Origin of the sequence: Paenibacillus sp. EKM301P (assembly GCF_011800295.1) — a bacterium.
Taxonomy (GTDB): domain Bacteria; phylum Bacillota; class Bacilli; order Paenibacillales; family Paenibacillaceae; genus Paenibacillus; species Paenibacillus polymyxa.
The window spans coordinates 1-22,307 of record NZ_JAALFM010000003.1 but is presented as its reverse complement, the minus strand read 5'-3'; the positions used below and the strand labels follow the sequence as shown (position 1 = coordinate 22,307).

The following is a 22,307-nucleotide window of genomic DNA, read 5'->3' as shown; positions in this document are numbered from 1 at the left end:
GGTTTTACAGTGAATATGAACAGATCTATAGCTTTTGTCATTCACAATCTTGTTTTATATGAAACGATTAAGCCTTTAATTGAGGAATGTGAAAAAAAGCAGATCGTTTGTGATATTTATGTCCCTCACATTGAAGAAGATGATTGGGGAGACATGTCCTTAGATACCTATCATTATTTGCAGAACAACGGTATAAAAGTGACTCTAACAAGCGCTGTACCTGACAAAGCATATAAAATAGCCTTCTATCCTTACCTCCCCTATTATTTAGAAGTTAAGTCCGATTATAAGTTCAGATATCAGTATGGAATGGCTAAACCAAACTGGAATTTAGATACATGGAGTCGGAATTTCGATTTCATTTTTTGTAATGGGCTATATGATTCCTCGGTTCTGGCAGCCTACACTCAGACTGAAATCGTAGGCATGATTAAATATGCTAAATTTCAAAGAATGAAGCGCGAAACGGATAAATATAATTTGCTTTATTTGCCTACGTATGGAAATGAGTCGTCTATTGAGCTTGTAATGAACCATATTGAAGAAATTTCAGATACCTTTAATATGAAGGTAAAATTGCACCATGGCACTTCTTTTTTGGAGCATGATCGGGTTAGTCTAGTTAAGTCTCATGTTCCTGAAGTGCTTGATCACAAGGCTTCTCTTGTTCATTTAATAGAAGAAGCGGATGTAATATTGTCTGACGGCTCTGGGGCTATATTTGATGCGCTGTTTACGGATACTCCAATTGTAATATTCCAGCATCCTCAAACAGAATCGTTCGAGGGGATTCTACCTTTGGAAGAACAAATAGTTCAGCAAAACATTGTTCCTTTTGTGAGCGATAACGACAATATTAAGCAAACTTTACTTAATGCAATCTTAGATGAACAACTAATACAACAAAGAAGGAAATTTACTTTAGAGATGTTTCCGGTCAAAGGAAGAGAGACGATAGATAAGTGTATGGATGTAATTAATAGATTTTTACAAGATGACGTAGACCAGGCTTATAGAGCAGGGCATACACGTCTAAAAAATGAATTTAATGAATTACAAACTCATAATCAAAATCAAAGTCAAGAAATAGAACAGCAAAAACAACGCATAGCTGAGCATACGGATCAGATTAACACATTGATTCAAACGCGTGATCATCAGGAAAATGTAATAAACAGCATGTCAGCAGATATTAGATCTCTGTCTGAAAAGAAAGATGAATTAGAACAACAGTACGCTCAACTCACACAGGATTATAATGATGAAAAAAACAACTTGGATATTTTAAACCATCAATATAGACAACTATTTGGTCAATATAATGAACTGAACACCCAGTTCAGTGAGTTGCAAGAATATAATGGAAGACTGTCCACGGAGCTTCATAATATTTATAACTCTAAAAGGTGGAAAATGGCGAATAAACTTAAACATATTTTACACAAGTCCAAAATGATATATGTTCTTAAGGGATATAGAGTATGGAAAAACTATGGCACCACGATCTTACTAAAAAAGATTAAATCTAAAGTGTCGCATAAGCTTAAACGGACTAACGCAGGGGATCATCCTGTTGATCTGCGCAAAGATGAAGGAAACTACAATCAGTTATTAACTTGGTACGAGTATAAATTTTATAATTATAAAGTAGCCAAAGACAATTCATTTTCCCTGGAACTTGATAAGTTCGAGACTGCATTTGAGAAAGATCTTATATCGATCGTTCTTCCTGTATATAACGGTGAGGATTATGTATCGAAAGCTATTGATAGTATTCTGCAGCAATCTTATAAGTATTTTGAACTCATTATTATTAACGATGGTTCAAAAGATAAAACGGCAGAAATTATTGATGCGTATGCCAAAGCAGATCATCGTATTAGGGTAGTCCATCAGGAAAATCGTAAAATACCAAGAACATTATCCAGAGGTTTTAAACTAGCTAAGGGTGAGTACCATACTTGGACCAGTGCAGATAACATTCTTCCTGAACATTTCTTGGAGAAGATGGTCGCTGATCTTAAACGTGATGAAAATATTGGTATGGTATATGCGAACATGAGGTTAATTGACTCGGACGGCCAAGTAATTTCCAACCATGGTTGGTATGAAGAACCACAGTTCAGTGGTAATGTTATGCTGCCTAAATCCGCATTGGAGCTAAATGTATATCCTAACAATACGATTGGTGCGGCCTTTATGTATAGGGCCAAGGTGACTCACTTATTAGGTGACTACTCTAGTTATAAGCATACCCTTGAAGATTATGATTATTGGATGAGAGTGAACTCCTTATTTGAGCTCAAACATGTGACGTTCGATGAGCCTATATATGATTATCGCTGGCATGATAAATCATTGACCGCTTCAGATCAAGAACTCGGCATCACATCTAACAGATATAAACTCATGGTACTTGATGATTTTAGAAGGGATTTTTATCTGACCCCATTAGTTTGGATCATTGAGGGAGACGCAGCTGAAGTTAGTGATTTTAAGAAATATGTTCTGGCTAAGGGCCATACCGTGGTTGGAAGAGATGAACTAAATACGATTATTGGCCTTAATTTGGCAACGCCTATTTGCTATTTATATATTAAAACAGGCGAAGTCCGTAATTTTGAATTTATGGATTATAATGCTTCATCGTCTATGTATGCACTGCTTATAGATAAATCAGAGCATACCACAGATACATTTATAGCTGACTATCCCTGGGATCTGAAAATAAAGGATAAAATGAATGGTGAGACGGATAGCAACTATGACTTTTTTGCACAGGAGACCGAAGTTCTGTTCTCTCTTATAAATACCAAGGTTAAAAACGATCACTTATATCGCATTGAGGCGGTAATTGAAAGTGAACCCGTCTATAAAAAGGAACTATCTGTTATTATTTGCACTTACCAGCGGAGTGAGAAACTTTCCAATGCAATTAAATCAGTGATAGAACAGTCGTTGGATAAAGCGAGCTATGAAATCATTGTTGTCAATAATGATTATCAGAATGATGAGATTCATCATCTGGTTCGTGAGTTCAGAGCAACCTATAATATTGATGATTCCTTCATGCGATATATGGAGGCACCGTTAAAAGGCCTTTCCTTTGCACGTAATGTTGGTTTATTTGGAGCAGAGGGTGAAGTCATACTCTATATTGATGATGATGCTATCGCGAACTCCAACTTGCTTGAAGAGACCGTCAGAGGCTTCTCAGATCGTCCGGATATCGGAGTTATGGGTGGGAATATTATACTCAATTTACACGAGGAACGGCCTGAGGTGGTTAAACCAGGTACTGAAGCCTACTGGAGTCAGCTTATTGTGGAAGGCGAAGAAATTATTGATTCTAATTTTCAGTGGGAGTTTCCTTATGGAGCCAACTTTGCGGTTAGACATGCTGCACTAATGCGAATTGGGGGCTTTAGAAGCGCTTATGGGCGTAAAGGAAACAATTACGCTGGAGGAGAAGAAATTGTTGTATCTTTTGCTATGAGAGAAATCGGTTATAAGGTTGGTCTTAATCCGAAGATGAAAGTCATTCATGATGTGGACACCTCCCGATATACGGTTGAGCATGTTAGAAAGACAATGCGAAATAGCATTTTAACCAATTACCAATTGCAAAAGGATCTGTATGCGCCAATGGAATCGGATATTGAAGCAGATAAGAATCACCTTGAAATTGTTAAAGCTGAATTAGACCATTTGCAGAAGATGCCGGCTAAAAATCAGGATGTTGAAATTGATATCTTGTATAAACAGTACACAATCGAAGCATATGAAGAGCTGATACAAATGAAGGAAAATGATATAAATACGCGAAGACAGCTGGCAGGAGCGTATAGATAATTAATAAAACTTTAAAGGCGCCTCTTTTATAAAAATAAGGGGCGCCTTTATTAGTATGGAGCGGTTAAATTGAAAATTTTATATTTCTCTCCAATCTATTGGGATGATTTAAAACAACGTCCGCAACATTTGGCTGAAGAGTTTGCTAAGCTCCCGGGGGTTCACATTACCTTTGTAGAACCATCCATTAGCATACTTAATAGTATTGCAAGGCAGAACTCAGATTATAAACAAAGAAAACAAACCATTAATGATAGTCTTCAAATATTCAGGCCGTCAGGCAGTCTGAGATTACCTAGAAGCTTTGAAGGCTTAGACATATTTCATATGAATCAATGGTTTGAAAAGAAACAATTAAAGGATTTGGTTTCCAGTTCAGATATCATTTGGTTGGGGAGCCCGGTTTTTTATCCTCTTATTAAACAAAATAAGAAGAAGATTATATTTGATCGTATGGACGACTATGTATTTCTAACTAACAATGCATTGATGAAGAAGCTACTCAAAAAGTGGGAACTTGAATTACTTGCCAAGGCGGATCTTGTTATATCTACGAGCAATGATTTGCATAAGCATTCTCTATCATTGAATAAACAATCTTATTTAGTGAAAAATGCTGTGGATACAGCTATACTAAACATGAATGTAAATAGCTTGGTTGCCAGTGACTTGAGACGATTAAAGCATGAGGGCTACCATATTTTTGGCTATGTAGGAGCGCTTGACCACTGGTTTGACGTGGAAGCGGTTAAGGCAATTACAGAATTTGATGAGAAGTTTGTTGTATGTTTGGTTGGGAGAAATAACCTGAACTATAATTTTGAGCAGCATAGTGGGATTAGATACTATAACCCAGTTCCCAAATCAGAAATTGGTGCGATTATTGATGTTTTTGATGTTTGTTTATATCCCTTTTCAAGGAATTCAGATAGAATTGATACGATTAATCCAGTCAAAGTTTATGAGTATCTTAGTCTGAATAAAGTGACTCTAGCTGTGCAGAGTGAAGAAACTAAATTATTAGATCAGAAAGGGGTCTATCTATATCGTAGTTTAGAAGAAATAAGGGAGTATCTGGCGAGTGTAGACACCCTGCAACGGCCTTTTAATAATCAGGAGCAACTGGAAAACTTCATAGTCCACAACAATTGGGAAGCTCGTGCAAAAACCATTATGGAGCTACTATAAAAGAGCTTTAATAGGAGGAAGTTAGATATGAAAGGGATTATATTAGCTGGAGGGACTGGCTCTAGATTATACCCGCTTACTAAAGTTACAAACAAACATTTGCTGCCGATTGGTAAATATCCAATGATTTATTACTCTATTGACAAGCTAAAAAAGGCGAATATAAACGATATATTGATCGTTACTGGAAAGGAACATATGGGAGATGTAGTTAATCTCTTAGGAAGTGGAGTCGACCTTGGAGTTACACTGACTTACAAAGTACAAGATGAAGCCGGTGGGATTGCACAGGCTTTGCTTTTAGCTGAGCACTTTGTTGGTAATGACAAGATGGTTGTAATTTTGGGGGATAACGTTTTTAAAGATGATATATCATCGTTTGTCGAAAATTTCAAGCTTCAGGAATCGGGAGCGAAATTGCTACTTCATAAAGTTCCTGATGCTAATCGCTATGGAGTACCAGAATTACAAGGCGATAACATTGTAAATATTGAAGAAAAGCCTAAGAACCCTAAGAGTGATTATGCAGTTACGGGCATTTATATGTTTAACCATTCAGTGTTTGATATTATCAAGACTTTGACCCCTTCAGCAAGAGGAGAATATGAAATCACAGATGTGAATAACGCTTATATTCAACAAAACCAACTTACATTTGATATTCTAGAAAATTGGTGGACTGATGCGGGAACACATGCTTCATTGATGCTTGCTAACAAATTAGTGAGTGAAATGGATTATGAACTATTTTCTTAGGATGATCGCAGGACTAAAGAATCCGCAGATAACAATGACATAAAGAAAGTGAGACTTTATAAATGCAAATTGTGCATGCTCCAGCTAGAATAAAGTGGGTAGATGTTTTAAAGGGACTGGCAATTATTTTTTTAGTCTTCTCACATTTGGTGCCTCATGGTTTTAAAGGGAATGAGTTGATGGATAAAAGCTTTATAATAGGGTATTTTTATTCCTTCCATATGCCTCTTTTCTTTTTTGCTTCTGGGTTTACCTCTAATTTTCAGAAGTATAAATTTAGTTGTTTTTTGTGGTCTAAAATCAAAACAATCCTTTTACCATATACGACTCTTTATATATGTTCCTTATTGTATTTTGGTTGGATGCATTGGATGGGGATTGTCGGAACACTTGATCCAATAGTTGTTATTGAAACTTTTTTATATGCAGATGGGAATCACTTGGGTATTCTTAATATGTCTCTATGGTTCCTACCTTGTCTTTTCTTGGCCCAAATTATTTCGTACTTAGTTTTGAAGATTTTCTCAAAGAAAAGTTATATATATGTATTTTGGATATTGCTCACCATTCTAGGGGCATTTTTAAGTAAGCTTGATACACATGCACTTCCCTGGTCATTTGGCACGTCCATTAATGCAGCTTCCTTGATCATTTGTGGTTATTTATTTAAAATGAATGAACAATTTTTTATTGAAAAAATCAAAATAAATAAACCATACATTGCTTATGCTGGTGGCTTCCTGGGTCTTGTGTTATTTTTAATAAATGACAAGCCAGGCATGTCAGGAAATTACTATGGGCATAATTATATATTATTTTACCTATCAGTACTGAGCAGTCTAGTATTCTATATTTACTTATCTAAAAAAATTGAGTCATCTAACTTGTTGTCCTATTTTGGTAAAAATTCTCTAATTATATTTGGTCTGCATGGATTAATACTTAGCTTCTGGGAGAATGTGAATTTTTACGAGATGTTTTCTGTTAAAACAAATATGTATTTAGATGGAATTTCATTTGTTGTTATCTCTACCTTGCTTGTCTTCTTAAGTTGTGTCCTTTTCATTGAAATATTTAATAGATTCTTACCATTCCTGATTGGCAAAAAATTTAGTTTTGGCAATTCTAAAATAACTACAATTCCCAATAAAAATGTTTAATGATTAACAAAAAAAAGCCCCCGATTTTTATTCGAGGGCTTTTTTTATGCGTCGGACATCTGGATTGAATTAGAAAAGATCGGGATTATCAGGGTATATTTTTCTGAATTGTGAACGTATAAGCTCAACTTTTTCTTTTGTGATGGATGACGTCTTTTTCAAGACGATGGCTTCTACGTTATTATCAAGAGTATAGCTTTTTAAAGGTTTAAAATTATTTTTAAGAGATCCGTTCATGACCTCTTCTGCGAGTATACCTACAACCTTTTGACCACTTTCACCTAAATGGTATTGTGTAGGTAATGCGATCACAACATAATCAGACTCAAAAAACGACACTGGAAAGCCATCTCTTAAATCCACATGGTGAGTCAGATTCATAAACGGAAGAGCATTGCTATTGTCAGGCATTTCGATCTGTCTAAGTATGTCATCATTAAGAATTCCAGAGCTCGATAGGACATATACTTTATGCTGCTCTGATGAAATTTCCTTAAGATCAGCCGTCATTTGCTTCAAAACAGGTATATCTGTTCTTACTCTAGGTGTTTGTTTAAAGTCACTGAATAAAGAAGAGAAGTAGGTAACAGGCCGTGCATTTGTATTCGTAAAGGTTACTAAGAAATTACAAAGCACTAAATAAGCCAGAATAACTAAGCCAACACTTTTTGCATATTTTATCTTGGACAAATAGTTTAGAATGAGAATAACGCCACTAATAAATAGAATTAACACATTCACTGTAAGCAGATAATAATGCTGAGAAGCTAAGCTTTGGATTCTTGTAAAAAGAAAGTACGTAATGAATAAGTTCGTAACTAAAAAGATTGATATATACCTTGTTTTACTAATGAATAACAAGCCTATGCAACCAACAAGAGCTATGATGAAAATGAAGGCTCCGTAATGATAAAATAAATTCTGCAAGTTACTTAAGACGTCACCAAAATAATAAGCTGAGTAGGCGTTCTTAAAGTTATTGGTCAGAGCTCTTTGAATAAATTCATTGAAGAATATGACAAGAAACAATGCGCTTGAAGCTCCTATAATGAAAAAATTTAAGATAACCTGTAAGAGCTGCTTAAAGCGAAACTCTTTATCTAGAATCCATTTGAATATAAAGGCGATACCGATCGACCCAAAAAAAGATACGATCCAGAATCCATACCATCGTCTTGTGAATGTTAGTAATACCAGGCAAGCAGCTAAAAGTAAAATCGCTTTTACATTTAAGCGTTCAAAATCATTATTAAATAAGATAACTAGGGACAAGCCGATAAAAATAAGTCCTATAGAATCCAGGTATCCACCCAACATAGGAGCTATCATAATTGGGAAAGTAAATGTAAGTACAAAGATGATAAGAACGTTCAATTTTGTGTTTAGCTGGATTTGATCAGCAATCTTGATACATAATAAGAATAGTATCAAACAAGAAGGATACAAGAAGCAGGTATAGATTGCTAACACATAGCTCATGTAGCTTGTACCTAAGAACTTTAAGGGTAAGGCGAGAAAGACTGTTGGGAACACGGAATAATCGTCTCTTAAAATACTTGCATAGATTTGTTTAGATGCTGCTATAAAATCTGTACTTAAGAGGTTATTAAATTGTATGGAAGTATTCCAATAGGCCGAAAAGTCCCAATAATAAATGAAATGTTCCCTTTGGAGGAAAGCGTAAATGAATATAATCCCAACGAGATAGCCGCCAAAAGCTAGGTATTGCACCATTATTTCTTTCTTTGCATATGTTAAGATACCACTGATGTGTAAAATGTATGTAGCACCTATGACAAATGACTGAGCAATATTTAGACTGAATAATATGGAAATATAGTAAGAATCAATTTTAAACAATATGAGAATCGGGATAAGTAGCCACATCAAAATCAAATAGGACCAAACAAAATTTTTATTAACTCTCGATAAATTCAAAAGCATATTCCCTCCCAAAATAGTGTGCTTATTAATTTTATAGTAATCATAAATGAAAGTATATACAGAAGATGTTGGAGGTTTCGTGAATGATAATAAAGGAAGTACTTGCAGGTGCAAAAATCATTGAACCCGTGATCCATGGTGATCACCGTGGTTTTTTTATGGAAAGCTACAATGAACAAATTATGAAGCAGCATGGAATCAATCATGTTTTTATTCAGGATAATCAGTCCTTATCGGCAGAAGCTGGCGTGATCCGAGGGCTGCATTACCAGCTTCATCCTAAAGCCCAGACCAAACTTATCCGAGTGCTTTCTGGAGCCATCTATGATGTTATTGTGGATATTCGTAAAAGTTCCCCAACATTCGGTCAATGGGTCGGGGTGATCTTAAGCGAGCATAATAGACGTCAGTTACTGGTGCCTAAAGGATTTGCTCATGGGTTCTGTACGCTCGTTCCAAATACTCAAGTGTTGTATAAGGTAGACGAGTATTACTCACCCGAAAATGATCGGGGAATTCTGTGGAATGACCCTGCGCTGGGGATTGATTGGCCAACTTCTCATGCTATTCTTTCAGAGAAGGATCAGAAGCATCCGACATTAAGGGATGCAGACATTAACTTTGATTAGAGTGATAATAGGCGGCTGTTTTGTCGTTCTGTTTCAAAATAACATGTTAAATGTATTGAAGCACGTTTGAGGAGGTATTTATGAAACTTCTTGTCACCGGCGGTGCCGGATTTATTGGCAGTAACTTTGTATTGTATATGTTAAAGCAGCATCCAGACTATGAAATTGTGAATGTGGATGCCCTCACTTATGCAGGCAACTTGGAGAATTTGAAATCGATCGAAGATCATCCCAAGCATACCTTTGTGAAAGCGGATATTACTGATGCACAAGCGATGGATCAGCTGATGCAGCAGGGAATAGATGTGGTGGTGAATTTTGCGGCAGAGTCGCATGTGGATCGGAGTATTTTGGAGCCGGAAGTGTTTGTGAAAACAAACGTACTGGGCACACAGGTGTTACTGGATGTCGCCAAGAAATATAATGTGACCAAATTTGTGCAGGTATCGACAGATGAGGTGTATGGCTCTCTGGGTGAAACCGGATTGTTCACAGAGGAAACTCCGTTGCAGCCTAATAGTCCCTATTCTGCTTCCAAGGCAGGCGGTGACCTGTTAGTTCGTGCATATCATGAAACCTTCGGTTTGCCAGTGAATATCACACGTTGTTCTAATAATTACGGTCCATATCAATTCCCAGAAAAACTGATTCCGTTAATGATCTCACGTGCATTGAGCGACCAACAGCTTCCTGTGTATGGGGATGGCTTGAACATTCGCGATTGGTTGTATGTAGAGGATCACTGTAGTGCAATTGATCTGGTCATTCATCAGGGCCAGCTGGGTGAAGTGTATAATATCGGGGGAAATAACGAGCGGACGAATGTGCATATCGTCAAAACGGTATTGGAGGAGCTAGGCAAGCCAGAATCTCTAATCTCTTATGTGCAGGATCGTCCGGGTCATGATCGCCGTTATGGAATCGATCCGACCAAAACTATGAACGAGCTGGGCTGGAAGCCCAAACACTCTTTTGAGACCGGCATTAAAGAAACGATTCGCTGGTACTTGGACAACGAGGAATGGTGGACCCGCATTCAATCCGGTGAATATCAGCAATATTATGCCAAGCAGTATGGTTCCCGCTTAGGGGATGTGTAAAATGAAAATATTGGTTACTGGAGCATCCGGTCAACTCGGCAAGGATGTGGTAAAGGTCTTCCAAGAGCAAGGACATGATGTTGTTGGCTATGATCGGGAACAGCTGGATATTACGGATTTGGACCAGGCGATGAAAATAGTGGGACAATATCAGCCTGAAGCTGTAATCCACTGTGCAGCGTATACAGCGGTTGATGCGGCGGAGACTGATATGGATAGAGCTTATCAAGTAAATGCTGCTGGAACACGTAATATGGTATTGGCTGCGGAAAAAGTAGGAGCTAAACTGGTGTATATCAGTACAGATTATGTATTTGATGGAACCGCTGAGCAGCCCTATCACGAATATGATAATACGAATCCACAGAGTATCTATGGGAAGTCCAAACGGGCGGGAGAGGTGCTAACCGAGACACTTTGCTCTAGGTACTTTATTGTTCGTACGTCATGGGTGTATGGGCTGTACGGGAACAATTTCGTTAAAACCATGTTGAAGCTTGGACAAGAGAAGCCGCAGCTTCAGGTGGTAAATGATCAGAAGGGTTCACCTACCTATACGGTGGATTTGGCACATTTTTTGGCGGAATTGATTCAAACGGAGAAGTATGGCGTATATCATGCATCCAATAGCGGTTCTTGCACCTGGTACGAGTTCACACAAGCTATTTTGCAGGATGCCGCAGAGCTATATGCTGTGAAAATCACTGCAAAATTAGAGCCATGCAGCACAGAGCAGTTTCCCAGACCCGCAGCGCGTCCACGTAATTCCGTGATGGAGCATATTGCAATCCGGACCAACGGATTCCACGATTTACAGGATTGGCGCAAGGGATTGCGTGACTTTTTGCAGGAGTATTTTGATAAATCTGAATAATTAAAACTTTATCATAGCTATTAGAAATCTCCCATCATTTCAGAATTGGGGGATTTTATTATATTTAAGACTATGTTGATTAAGGGTGATGAGCATTATAATGTATAGGCAGGTGGAATGTACATGTCCCCGTAGCCCATATTTTCAAAGAAGGAGGGCATTATTCTGAACAGACCTAACGTACAAGTTTTATTGTCTACATATAATGGAGCAGCTTACTTAGATGAGCAGGTAGAAAGTCTCATCAATCAAAAAGACGTAGAAGTACAGATTCTAATCCGTGATGATGGCTCAACAGATGATACGGTAGCCAAGTTGATTACATTGGAGCAACGTTATCCCAAACAGATTAGGTTATGCCCAGAGAGTAATGTAGGTGTTATTGCGAGTTTTTTTGATCTGATTCAAAGATCGTCCGAGACATTCGACTATTACGCCTTTTGCGATCAGGATGATGTATGGATGCCGAACAAGCTTGCTCGGGCTGTAGCTAAGCTCGGGGAAAAGGATGTGAGCCGGCCGCTGATGTATTGTTCTGCTACCCAAATGGTCTCTCAAAACTTGGAGCCACTCAAAGTATGGCCAGCTGATATTCCCAGACCTTTATCCTTATATAATGCTCTCATCGAGAATGTGTGTGTAGGTTGTACCACGGTGTTCAATAAACCAACACTCCAGCTCGTGAAAAAGAAAATTCCAGCTACTTTAAACAATGTTATTATGCATGACTGGTGGATTTACTTATGTACCGCTTCTTTTGGTGAGGTTGTTTTTGATCCCGAGCCGTCCATTTGGTATCGCCAACATCAAAACAATGTGCTGGGAGGTTCAACGGATGGCTTGGTTAGCAAGTGGAGGAAGAGACTAAGTAGATTTGTGAAAGGAAAAAATCGATATATTTTAAGTAAGCAAGCCCGGCAATTTGTTCAACTTTATGGACAAGACATGCCTTCTCAATTGTACAGAGATGTGGATCAATTCCTGGATAGCTACCAAAAGGGTGTGCTTTCTCGTATGAAATATATTGGGCAGTCTCCATTTTACAGGCAGTCACGGTTGGACAACTGGATTTATAAGTTCGTTTTTATACTGGGGAAATTATAGGGGCTGGAAAGAAAAATATTGAAACTTTTTTCCATATAAGAGCGTCAAATAATCAAAGGTACAAATGAATGCTAGATAAAATACCATCGAATGCGTGTTCCTTTTTGGAAATATATAGTATAATTGAAACGTGCAACCGATAGAGCTGACAAGGGCGGTCGGCTAACTCTCCCGAGGAGGGGGGTGAAGCCTGTGACAGTGTTTGAGGCGCTCAGTTTAATGCTGACGTTCGGGGCGTTAATCGTCACACTGTTAGAGTTTAACAAACGAAAATAGACCGCCCCCGCAAGGAAGGGTCTATTTTCGGCCTGATTGTTCCAAAACCGTCCGCTCTTGGAGCGTTGGTTGCGCGGGGCTGGCTGGCACCAGCCCTTTTTCCATGTATATCTTACCACGATGAAATTTAGACCTCAACCGAGGATTTTACAAAAATCTAATAATCGACTTCCAATGAACAATATATAGATCCAAATGGTTTCGTTTGTCTATATTTGCACTTTGGAGCGACTGGAATCGAATTTTGCGAAATTCTACTAACTATGCAAGGTTACAAGTTATGTGCTTTTTTGCGCCCCGTGGTTTGCACGGTATGCTATAATAGGCGATAGTAGAATAGATTACTGAATTTGTCAGGAGCGTTTTAAATATGGATGTAAGCATACTGGTCGTCAACTATAATACATGTCGATTGACGCTGGATTGTTTGCAATCGGTGTATGCGTCAAAGACGCAGTATCGATATGAAGTGATTGTTATCGATAATCACTCCAGTGACGGGTCTGTTGAGGCTATTCGTGCTGCATACCCGGAAATTATGTTGATAGCTAATCAGGATAATACAGGGTTTGCCAAGGCGAACAACCAGGGCATGGAAGTAGCTAGCGGGCGTTATGTATTGCTGTTGAACTCCGATACGTTGGTGCAGCCGGATACGCTGGATACAATGATTCGATTTATGGATACGCATCCGGAGATGGGTGCATCGGGCTGTAAGGTCATCCTGCCGGATGGCTCGCTAGATAAGGCTTGTAAGCGAGGGTTTCCAACGCCGTCTGCGTCTTTTTACTATGCTTTCGGCTGGTCGAAGCGTTACCCGGATAACCCAAAGTACAACCAATATCAGCTTGGGCATCTAAGCCCGGATGATGAGTATCCTGTAGATGTGCTGGTAGGGGCTTTTATGCTGGTGCGTCGGGAGACGATTGACCAGGTTGGCGGATTGGACGAAACCTTTTTTATGTATGGTGAGGATATAGACTGGTGTTACCGGATTAAACAAGCTGGTTGGGGCATTTACTACTACCCACACACATATATTATTCATATCAAAGGAGGAAGCGCTCGCCGTCGCCCTTTGAAAATTATTTATGAGTTTCATAGAGCTATGTGGGTATTCCATCGAAAGCATTATAAGCAGCAGTACAGCTGGTTCACCAACATGGCTGTATATGCGGGAATTACGGTGAAGTTTGGAATGGCTTTTCTAAAAAATAAGTTGTCTGCACCGGTTAAGCCGGACAGCGGGGAACAATCTCGTACTGAGGTGAAAGCATGATACGCAGAAATCAGCGTTTTTTAACCCAATTATATATTGTGGCGGATTTCGCGGTCATTCAGTTATCCTTTCTGATCGCTTGGTTTTTCAAATTTGAAAGTGAATGGATCACTTATAAAGAGCCACTTCCTATTCAAGTATATGGAGGGTGGAGCTTAATATACGGTCTGATTGCCGTAGTGCTGGGAATGTTATTCTCGCTCTATTCACCAAAACGCAAAAAGAGGTTTGCAGATGATGTGTTTCGCGTCACACAGATTCATATTGTTGGCCTGTTTGTGCTGTTGAGTGTGATGTTCTTCGTGAAGCAAATCGACATTTCGCGGTCTTATCTGGCGATCTATATGATTGGTAATGTACTGATTATTTTGTTTTATCGATATTTTTTGAAGCAAGTTCTTAAAGTCCTCCGTCAAAAAGGATACAATAAGCAATTCATGCTCATACTTGGAGCGGGTTCTTTGGGCCAACGATTTTATCATAATCTTGGACAATATCCTGATTTAGGCTATGAAGTAGTGGGATTTCTGGATGATAAACGGCATTGGAGTGAAGAGGAAGAGGCCCATTTTCGCCCGATTCTTGGAGGATTAGATCAGTTGGAGGCAACGCTGTCGCGCCTGATGATTGATGAGGTCATTCTGGCGCTGCCGCTGGATGCTCATGATAAGTATCCCAAGATTATCAACATGTGTGAAAAGGCTGGAGTGCGCACGCTTATTATTCCCGATTTCTTTGATTATTTGCCGGCACGACCTTACTTTGACAACTTTGCAGGTATGCCGATGATTAATGTACGGGATATTCCACTGGATGTAGCAGGGAATCGATTGTTTAAGCGTCTGTTCGATATTTTATTTTCTTTATTTGCGATTATTCTGACCTCTCCGATTATGCTGGTCGTGGCGATTGGTGTGAAGGTCACGTCGAAAGGCCCCATTATTTTTAAGCAGGAGCGAGTAGGCTTGAACCGTCGCACCTTCCGGATGTACAAATTTCGCTCCATGAAGGTACTGCCACCTGGAACTGAAGATACGGGCTGGACGACTGCTAATGACCCAAGACGCACACGTTTTGGTACGTTTATTCGTAAAACAAGCCTCGACGAGCTGCCACAGTTTTTCAACGTACTGTTGGGTGATATGAGCGTCGTTGGCCCACGTCCGGAACGGCCCTATTATGTGGATCAGTTCCGTGAGGAAATTCCAAAATACATGGTGAAGCATCATGTTCGTCCTGGAATTACAGGCTGGGCACAGAGTAACGGTTTGCGCGGAGATACATCTATTGAGGAACGGATTAAGCATGACATCTTCTATATTGAGAACTGGTCGCTCTTATTCGATATTAAAATTATTTTTCGCACGATTCGCAATGGTTTCAAAAACGCATATTAATCCAGAGTCACCCTTCGGCTTAGTCGGAGGGTGTTTTTGTGTCTATATAGCTGATTTTTTAGTTCAGCTGATATAGGGCTGTTTTGAGTAGGTGTATGTAGGGTATTGACCTGTACGAAAAGGATGTGACACCCTATGAAACGAGTGATTGCTGCAGTTATTCTTTTAATGATAATCGGTACATTTTTACTGGCTTACAAAGGACAATCTACAGAAGAACATACTGGCTTTACCACACACCGTGTGATTTCCCATGCCATGGGAGCCGTTGATGGTTTGGCCTATACCAATGCGCGTGAAGCGTTTGTGGAAAATTATAAAAAAGGCAGCCGTGTATTCGAGGTCGACCTGATGTTTACTTCGGATGGACATTTGGTGGCCCGCCATGAATGGACAGAATCCTTTACCAAACAAATGCAACAGGAATACGCAGTTGCTACAGAGCAGGGCGGAAAGCCTTGGAGCTATCATCAGTTTAAAAACACCCCCATACACGGTTCTTATACTCCACTTGATTGGAAGGATGTATTGGATTTATTGGAAAACTACCCGGATGCCTATATTGTGACCGATACGAAAGAGCAGGACCCTGCCCAAATCAAACAGTTATTTGCACAACTGACCCATCAGGCCCAGGAGAAAAATCCCGAACTTCTGTCTCGTATTGTCCCTCAAATTTATAATGAAGAAATGTTGCAAACGTTGCGGAGTATCTATCCTTATACATCCATCATTTATACGCTATATGCTACAGAAGACACGGATGACCAGATCATTCAATTTGTCCAACAGCATGATATAACAGCAGTAACTTTACCAGAAAATCGCGTGAGTGGTGCCTTAGTGGAAAGTTTGCGTCAGGCAGGGGCAGTGTGCTACGTAAATACGATTAACGAGTTGAAGGACGCCACTGAGTACGAACAGATGGGTGTAAGAGGTTTTTATACTGACGTTTTAACGGAAAAAGAACTTCGTAGACGCAGTTGGTTGTATGCGCTGAGACCATGAGCTGTCTGAACTCGGTGTTCCCATTTGATACGAACATTGACACCTTTTAAGCACTGTCATAGACTTAGCATAGAACGCTTTTGGATATTGGAATTCGGCTCGTCTGGATGATGACAAAAGCAATGGATGCTGGAGGAATGTGTGTTGGCAGATTCAATTCAATCATGGAGGCATGTATTTAAGCTTGATCCCGACAAGGAACTGAAAGATGAGGCGCTTGATGCCGTGTGTATGTCTGGTACGGACGCCATTATGGTGGGAGGTTCATCGGGCGTAACCTATGAAAATACGGTGGATTTGCTGTCGCGGGTTCGGCGTTATGAGGTGCCGTGTGTGCTTGAGGTATCCGATCTGGAAGCTGTGGTGCCGGGGTTTGATCTATATATGATTCCCATGGTGCTGAATGCCGCTGACAGTAATTGGATTATGGGGCAGCACCAACGTGCGATTGAGCAATTTGGTTATATGATCCCTTGGGATTTGCTTGTGACGGAAGGATATATTGTTTTGAACGGTGATTCCACCGTCGCTAAGCTTACTGGTGCGGAAACTTCGCTGAGTGCTTCTGCTGCCGCTTCATATGCACAGATTGCTGACAAGCTTATGCATCTACCGATTGTATATGTGGAATATAGCGGTGTCTTTGGAGATATGGAACTGGTACAACAAATACATCGTGGTACGGAGCGATCTCGTGTCTTATACGGAGGAGGGATCGTGGATAAATCTACCGCGTTACAAGCAGCAGCTGTTTGTGACACCATTGTAGTAGGAAACATTATTTATCGTGATTTGGCGAAAGCGTTGGAGACGATAGCTGTGAAATTGGAAGTATAGAGCGTGAATATATGAAAGCTTAGGGAAAGGAGCATGCACGCATGCAATCAATAGATATACACGAGGCGGTAGCTCGCCTTAATCAGCCTCAGCGTCAGGCCGTGGAGGCGGTAGATGGTCCTCTGCTAATTATGGCTGGCGCAGGCAGTGGTAAGACACGGGTGCTCACGCACCGAATAGCTTACCTCATTGCGACCCGCAAGACGGCTCCATGGGGGATTTTGGCGATTACCTTTACGAACAAGGCCGCGCGTGAAATGCAGGATCGCGTATCCAAGCTGATTGGTCCGCAGGGGAAAGATGTGTGGGTATCCACCTTTCACTCCATGTGTGTGCGTATTTTACGCCGGGATATCGAGCGGATCGGATTTACCTCCAATTTCAGCATCTTGGATTCTACGGATCAATTGTCTGTCATCCGAAGCTGTATGAAGGACCTGAATATAGATACCAAAAAGTTTGAACCCAAAGCGGTTCAGTCTATGATGAGTACGGCTAAAAATGAACTGGTCACTCCCGAAATGTATGAGCGCAAGATTGGCGATTATTTTGAAGGAATTGTGGCGAAGGTATATACCAAGTACCAACAACGGCTCAGAAACAACAACTCTCTTGATTTTGATGATTTGATTATGGCAACGATTCAGCTCTTTAAAGAAGTGCCCGAGGTACTTGATTTCTACCAGAAGAAATTTCAATACATTCATGTTGATGAATATCAGGATACGAACCGTGCGCAGTACATGCTGTGCAAAATGCTGGCTGACAAGCATCATCGGCTATGTGTTGTAGGTGACAGCGACCAATCTATCTATCGGTGGCGGGGTGCGGATATTAGCAACATTTTGAACTTTGAAGAGGATTACCCGGAAGCACGCACGATTTTGCTGGAGCAGAATTATCGCTCAACTTCAAATATTCTTAATGCAGCTAACGAAGTCATTGGCCAAAACACAGGCCGCAAGCCAAAAAAACTATGGACCGACAAAGAAGGCGGCGCCAAGATTAAGGTTTATCGTGCTGACTCCGAGCATGACGAAGGCTATTTTATCGCCTCAGAAATTCATAAGAATATTAAGGCGGGCAAAACCTATAGCCATCATGCCATTTTGTACCGTACGAATGCCCAGTCTCGGGTGGTCGAGGAAATTTTGATCAAATCGGATATTCCTTACCAAATCGTGGGCGGAATCAAGTTCTATGATCGTAAAGAGATTAAGGATTTGCTGGCGTATCTTCGCCTACTGTCCAATCCTGACGACGATATCAGCCTGATCCGAATCATTAATGTACCCAAACGAAGCATCGGCGACACAACGGTTGGCAAATTACAGGCAGCCGCGGCGGAACGTGGGGTTTCGATTTTCCGTGTGCTTCAAGTGGTTGATGATTTGGGCTTTGCTGGACGCACGCGCAATGCGCTTGTAGAGTTTTACGATATGATTGAAGGTTTAAGTCGGATGGTGGATTACCTGTCAGTTACTGAGTTGACCGAAAAAATGCTGGAAACCACCCAATATCGATTGGAACTACAAAACGAGAATACACTCGAGTCACGCTCGCGTTTGGAGAATATTGATGAGTTTCTGTCGGTAACTATGGAATTTGAAAAAGGGACGGAAGACAAGTCGCTTGTCTCCTTCCTGACCGATCTTGCTCTCATTGCCGATATTGATTCCATGAATGACGATGAAGAGGAGCAGAGTGATGCGGTTGTATTAATGACCATGCATAGCGCCAAAGGACTGGAGTTTCCTATCGTATTTATCGTTGGTATGGAGGAAGGGGTATTCCCTCACAGCAGGGCCTTTTTGGATAATGAAGAGCTGGAGGAAGAGCGTAGATTGGCGTATGTCGGGATTACCCGTGCTGAGGAGCAGTTGTTCCTCACATGCGCTCAGATGCGCACTCTGTTTGGACGTACCACAGCTAACCCGCCTTCCCGCTTTCTCGAAGAGATTCCGGATGAGTTAAAAGAGGATACGGTCATCAAGCGTGATCGTTACCGTCGTTCAGGCAATGTAGGCGGATCTTATGGTGGTCGCGGACTGGGCAAAAGCAGTGGCAGCAACTTTGGTGGAGAGCGCTCGTTTGATACGATGAGCCGTAGTGGCTCGTCTGCTTCCGCGTCGCCCCGCGTAACAGTGACCACTTCCTCACCTGCAAAACCAACTCCGTCTGTTTCGACAGGGGGGGCATCCATTTTTGCTGCCGGAGACAAGGTACAGCATGGCAAGTGGGGAATTGGAACCATTGTAGCTGTAAAAGGAACGGGCAATGATATGGAGCTTCAGATTGCTTTCCCGGCTCCAGTAGGGGTTAAACGACTGTTAGCTGGCTTTGCACCGATTACAAAAGTAGAATAATCCTAAATATTATTAAATCTCGAACCTCATAGGGCAGCTTGGCTAAGGCCTTTGCCCTAATGAAGTTCCCGGAGGGATACGCCTGCATGAACCCAATGCACAGGATGGAGCAGCTTGTTGCTGAACTGAACACATATAACTATCACTACTATACATTGGATGATCCCCAGATCAGCGACAAAGAATATGATGTGCTTTATGACGAACTGGTAGCGCTTGAACAGACAAGCGGTCTTGTACTGCCGGATTCGCCAACACAGCGTGTGGGCGGGGAGATCCTCAAGGGCTTCACACCGCATCGCCATCTCGCTCCATTATGGAGCCTTGATAAAGCTCAGAATATGGAGCAGCTGCGTGCATGGAATGCGCGTGTCGTGAAGCTGATCAATGATTATAATACCAAGAACCCGGAGCAACCTTTGCCATCCCCCGGCTATGCGATAGAACTAAAATTTGATGGACTGACGCTGAACCTGACATACACGGATGGACAACTGGTGCAGGCTTCCACACGTGGTAATGGTGTGGTAGGTGAGGGGATACTGGCACAGGTCAAGACGATTAAATCCGTGCCACTTACAATTCCTTTTCGAAATGGAACAATTGAAGTGCAGGGAGAAGGAATCATGAATCTTTCTGTACTGTCCAAATATAATGAGACTGCCGCGGACCCACTTAAAAATGCACGCAACGCTGCAGCTGGTGCTTTGCGCAACTTGAATCCCAAAGTGACAGCAGAACGCCGACTGAATGCATTTTTCTACAACGTGGGATATGCAGACGGTATCCAGTTTAACAGCCACCAGGAGATGATGACCTTCCTGCGCGAAAATCATTTCAAGGTAAACCCATACTTGACTTACTTTGATAATTTTGATGATGTAATGGAGCAACTGATTGAGATTGAAGAATCTCGTGCGGGATTTGACTATCTTATTGATGGGGCAGTATTGAAAATTACAGATATGCGCACACGTGAGGTTCTCGGATATACTGATAAATTCCCACGCTGGGCGGTGGCCTATAAGTTCGAAGCAGAGGAAACGACTACGGTGCTTAACTCGGTCGAGTGGAATGTAGGAAGAACCGGGAAGATCACTCCACTGGCTAGGGTAGAACCGGTAGAGCTGGCGGGAGTCACTGTACAAAATTGTACGCTGAACAATGCTGGTGACATCGAGCGTAAAAACTTGAAGTTTGCTTTGGGGGCACGTGTGTTTATTCGTCGCTCAAACGATGTTATTCCTGAGATTTTGGGAAAAGTAACATCTGAGAACGATGGAGAGGAAATTGTGGTTCCAGATCATTGTCCAGCTTGTGGGTTTCCGCTGCAGCAGCGAGGCGCTCATTTATTTTGTGACAATAAGCTAGGTTGTAAACCCCAAATTGTGGCCCGCATTTCTCATTTTGCTTCACGTGATGCTATGGACATTGAGACGTTCAGTGATAAAACAGCTATTCAACTGCATGATGAATTGGGAGTTCGTGAACCAGCGGATCTGTATACACTGCAATATGATGATCTTGTGAAGCTGGAGCGATTTGGTGAGAAAAAGGCCAATAACCTCTTGGCGGCACTCGAAAAGAGTAAGGAGAGAGACCTGGCTTCTTTCCTTTATGCTTTGGGCATACCGAATACCGGTAAAGCGACGACACGCATGTTGGCTGAACACTATCGTGACTTGCACAAGACGATGTCTGCTACGGTGGATGAACTGATAGAACTCCCGGATGTAGGTGGGATTGTAGCTGAAAGCATTGTTGCATTCTTTGCCGATCCATTTACTCAAGCAGGGATTGAAAAGATGCTGTCTCTAGGGGTAAAAGCTCAGGCCCCCGAAGCTCCACAGGCGAAAAAGACAGACAGCTTTTTCAGTGGCAAAACGGTTGTGCTTACAGGTACCTTGCATCAGCTTACGCGTGATGAAGCTGCATCGAGGCTGGAGGCGCTGGGGGCCAAAGTTGCCGGATCTGTATCGAAAAAAACGGATCTAGTCATAGCTGGTGAAAAGGCTGGGAGCAAGCTGGCTAAGGCACAACAGCTCGGAATCGACACCATAGAAGATGAGGATGAATTTATCAGACTGTTAGAACAAGAATAATAGTTTTTGCAATGAGGGCAGTCATTCCGTTCCAAAGCGGAGTGGCTGCCTTATTATCTGTTATATAGTAAAGAACAAGAGTATAAAAAGGTGCTTGCTAAATAACTTCAGGCATGATATATTATTAGACGTTGCTTTGAGAATAATATTTCTTGAAGCAAAGTTGCTAAAAAGAAAATCGAAAAAAAAGATTTGACAAGAAAGCAACTAACATGATATGATCTAATTCCTGACTTGTTAAACAAACGAGGTCAGACAAGTTCTTTGAAAACTGAACAAATGGATGATGAAATAAAGATTACTTCTTTTATAAAGAAGAATCGCTAGCATTAAAAATGAGCTAATCGCTCTTTCTATAAACCAACTTCGGTTGGTCTTTAATGGAGAGTTTGATCCTGGCTCAGGACGAACGCTGGCGGCGTGCCTAATACATGC

Annotated in this window: 16 protein-coding genes and 1 rRNA gene; 16 read left to right on the top strand and 1 reads right to left on the bottom strand. The window is 41.0% G+C overall.

Going from position 1 to position 22,307, the window contains the following annotated elements; all coding sequences use genetic code 11:
* Positions 1 to 15 precede the first annotated feature (15 nt).
* From HFD99_RS08410 to HFD99_RS08395, 4 genes are all read left to right on the top strand, one after another.
* Positions 16 to 3,852 (top strand): glycosyltransferase, encoded by a 3,837-nt coding sequence (locus tag HFD99_RS08410; RefSeq protein WP_225164917.1) that lies wholly within the window; start codon positions 16 to 18, stop codon positions 3,850 to 3,852.
* Between the two features lie 69 nt (positions 3,853 to 3,921).
* Positions 3,922 to 5,040, top strand: a complete 1,119-nt coding sequence (locus HFD99_RS08405) for a hypothetical protein (RefSeq protein ID WP_090888639.1) — start codon at positions 3,922 to 3,924, stop codon at positions 5,038 to 5,040.
* 27 nt (positions 5,041 to 5,067) lie between these two features.
* Complete coding sequence (locus tag HFD99_RS08400; protein ID WP_090888636.1) at positions 5,068 to 5,796, top strand: sugar phosphate nucleotidyltransferase; 729 nt, start codon at positions 5,068 to 5,070, stop codon at positions 5,794 to 5,796.
* A gap of 62 nt (positions 5,797 to 5,858) precedes the next feature.
* Positions 5,859 to 6,956, top strand: coding sequence for an acyltransferase family protein (locus HFD99_RS08395; RefSeq protein ID WP_123797700.1), 1,098 nt, complete (start codon positions 5,859 to 5,861; stop codon positions 6,954 to 6,956).
* A 69-nt stretch (positions 6,957 to 7,025) separates the two neighbouring features.
* On the opposite strand, the gene HFD99_RS08390 is transcribed toward HFD99_RS08395, so the two are convergent.
* A complete protein-coding gene (locus HFD99_RS08390; RefSeq protein ID WP_123797699.1) occupies positions 7,026 to 8,900 on the bottom strand; it encodes a hypothetical protein in 1,875 nt (624 codons plus the stop codon).
* 83 nt (positions 8,901 to 8,983) lie between these two features.
* Between HFD99_RS08390 and rfbC the strand changes: the two genes are divergently transcribed.
* From rfbC to HFD99_RS08335, 12 genes are all read left to right on the top strand, one after another.
* The gene (gene rfbC, locus HFD99_RS08385; protein WP_123797698.1) at positions 8,984 to 9,529 is read left to right on the top strand and encodes a dTDP-4-dehydrorhamnose 3,5-epimerase; all 546 of its coding nucleotides are present in this window, start codon (positions 8,984 to 8,986) and stop codon (positions 9,527 to 9,529) included.
* Between the two features lie 80 nt (positions 9,530 to 9,609).
* Complete coding sequence (gene rfbB, locus HFD99_RS08380; protein ID WP_107733877.1) at positions 9,610 to 10,629, top strand: dTDP-glucose 4,6-dehydratase; 1,020 nt, start codon at positions 9,610 to 9,612, stop codon at positions 10,627 to 10,629.
* Position 10,630: 1 nt separating this feature from the next.
* Positions 10,631 to 11,503 (top strand): dTDP-4-dehydrorhamnose reductase, encoded by an 873-nt coding sequence (gene rfbD / locus HFD99_RS08375; protein ID WP_016822988.1) that lies wholly within the window; start codon positions 10,631 to 10,633, stop codon positions 11,501 to 11,503.
* A 192-nt stretch (positions 11,504 to 11,695) separates the two neighbouring features.
* Positions 11,696 to 12,607, top strand: a complete 912-nt coding sequence (locus HFD99_RS08370) for a glycosyltransferase family 2 protein (RefSeq protein ID WP_238797226.1) — start codon at positions 11,696 to 11,698, stop codon at positions 12,605 to 12,607.
* A gap of 183 nt (positions 12,608 to 12,790) precedes the next feature.
* Positions 12,791 to 12,883 (top strand): putative holin-like toxin, encoded by a 93-nt coding sequence (locus HFD99_RS26055; RefSeq protein WP_219727884.1) that lies wholly within the window; start codon positions 12,791 to 12,793, stop codon positions 12,881 to 12,883.
* A gap of 370 nt (positions 12,884 to 13,253) precedes the next feature.
* Positions 13,254 to 14,162, top strand: a complete 909-nt coding sequence (locus HFD99_RS08365) for a glycosyltransferase family 2 protein (RefSeq protein ID WP_123797696.1) — start codon at positions 13,254 to 13,256, stop codon at positions 14,160 to 14,162.
* A complete protein-coding gene (locus HFD99_RS08360) occupies positions 14,159 to 15,559 on the top strand; it encodes an undecaprenyl-phosphate glucose phosphotransferase (protein ID WP_123797695.1) in 1,401 nt (466 codons plus the stop codon). The genes HFD99_RS08365 and HFD99_RS08360 overlap by 4 nt, the downstream gene beginning before the upstream one ends.
* A gap of 135 nt (positions 15,560 to 15,694) precedes the next feature.
* Positions 15,695 to 16,567, top strand: coding sequence for a phosphatidylinositol-specific phospholipase C/glycerophosphodiester phosphodiesterase family protein (locus HFD99_RS08355; protein WP_031462313.1), 873 nt, complete (start codon positions 15,695 to 15,697; stop codon positions 16,565 to 16,567).
* Between the two features lie 126 nt (positions 16,568 to 16,693).
* Positions 16,694 to 17,404, top strand: a complete 711-nt coding sequence (locus HFD99_RS08350; RefSeq protein WP_123797694.1) for a heptaprenylglyceryl phosphate synthase — start codon at positions 16,694 to 16,696, stop codon at positions 17,402 to 17,404.
* A gap of 41 nt (positions 17,405 to 17,445) precedes the next feature.
* The gene (pcrA, locus tag HFD99_RS08345) at positions 17,446 to 19,770 is read left to right on the top strand and encodes a DNA helicase PcrA (RefSeq protein ID WP_123797693.1); all 2,325 of its coding nucleotides are present in this window, start codon (positions 17,446 to 17,448) and stop codon (positions 19,768 to 19,770) included.
* A gap of 86 nt (positions 19,771 to 19,856) precedes the next feature.
* Complete coding sequence (gene ligA, locus HFD99_RS08340; RefSeq protein ID WP_123797692.1) at positions 19,857 to 21,872, top strand: NAD-dependent DNA ligase LigA; 2,016 nt, start codon at positions 19,857 to 19,859, stop codon at positions 21,870 to 21,872.
* 377 nt (positions 21,873 to 22,249) lie between these two features.
* A 16S ribosomal RNA gene (locus tag HFD99_RS08335) occupies positions 22,250 to 22,307 on the top strand; the annotation flags it as partial.

What these genes read in the sequence shown, in the direction of transcription:
- HFD99_RS08410 (WP_225164917.1), top strand. Translation starts at nt 16, where the DNA reads ATGAACAGATCTATAGCTTTTGTCATTCACAATCTTGTTTTATATGAA.
- ligA (WP_123797692.1), top strand. Translation starts at nt 19,857, where the DNA reads ATGAACCCAATGCACAGGATGGAGCAGCTTGTTGCTGAACTGAACACA.
- HFD99_RS08360 (WP_123797695.1), top strand. Translation starts at nt 14,159, where the DNA reads ATGATACGCAGAAATCAGCGTTTTTTAACCCAATTATATATTGTGGCG.
- HFD99_RS08355 (WP_031462313.1), top strand. Translation starts at nt 15,695, where the DNA reads ATGAAACGAGTGATTGCTGCAGTTATTCTTTTAATGATAATCGGTACA.
- rfbC (WP_123797698.1), top strand. Translation starts at nt 8,984, where the DNA reads ATGATAATAAAGGAAGTACTTGCAGGTGCAAAAATCATTGAACCCGTG.
- HFD99_RS08390 (WP_123797699.1), bottom strand. Translation starts at nt 8,900, where the DNA reads ATGCTTTTGAATTTATCGAGAGTTAATAAAAATTTTGTTTGGTCCTAT.
- HFD99_RS08365 (WP_123797696.1), top strand. Translation starts at nt 13,254, where the DNA reads ATGGATGTAAGCATACTGGTCGTCAACTATAATACATGTCGATTGACG.
- HFD99_RS08350 (WP_123797694.1), top strand. Translation starts at nt 16,694, where the DNA reads ATGCTGGAGGAATGTGTGTTGGCAGATTCAATTCAATCATGGAGGCAT.
- HFD99_RS08400 (WP_090888636.1), top strand. Translation starts at nt 5,068, where the DNA reads ATGAAAGGGATTATATTAGCTGGAGGGACTGGCTCTAGATTATACCCG.
- pcrA (WP_123797693.1), top strand. Translation starts at nt 17,446, where the DNA reads ATGCAATCAATAGATATACACGAGGCGGTAGCTCGCCTTAATCAGCCT.
- rfbB (WP_107733877.1), top strand. Translation starts at nt 9,610, where the DNA reads ATGAAACTTCTTGTCACCGGCGGTGCCGGATTTATTGGCAGTAACTTT.
- rfbD (WP_016822988.1), top strand. Translation starts at nt 10,631, where the DNA reads ATGAAAATATTGGTTACTGGAGCATCCGGTCAACTCGGCAAGGATGTG.
- HFD99_RS08395 (WP_123797700.1), top strand. Translation starts at nt 5,859, where the DNA reads ATGCAAATTGTGCATGCTCCAGCTAGAATAAAGTGGGTAGATGTTTTA.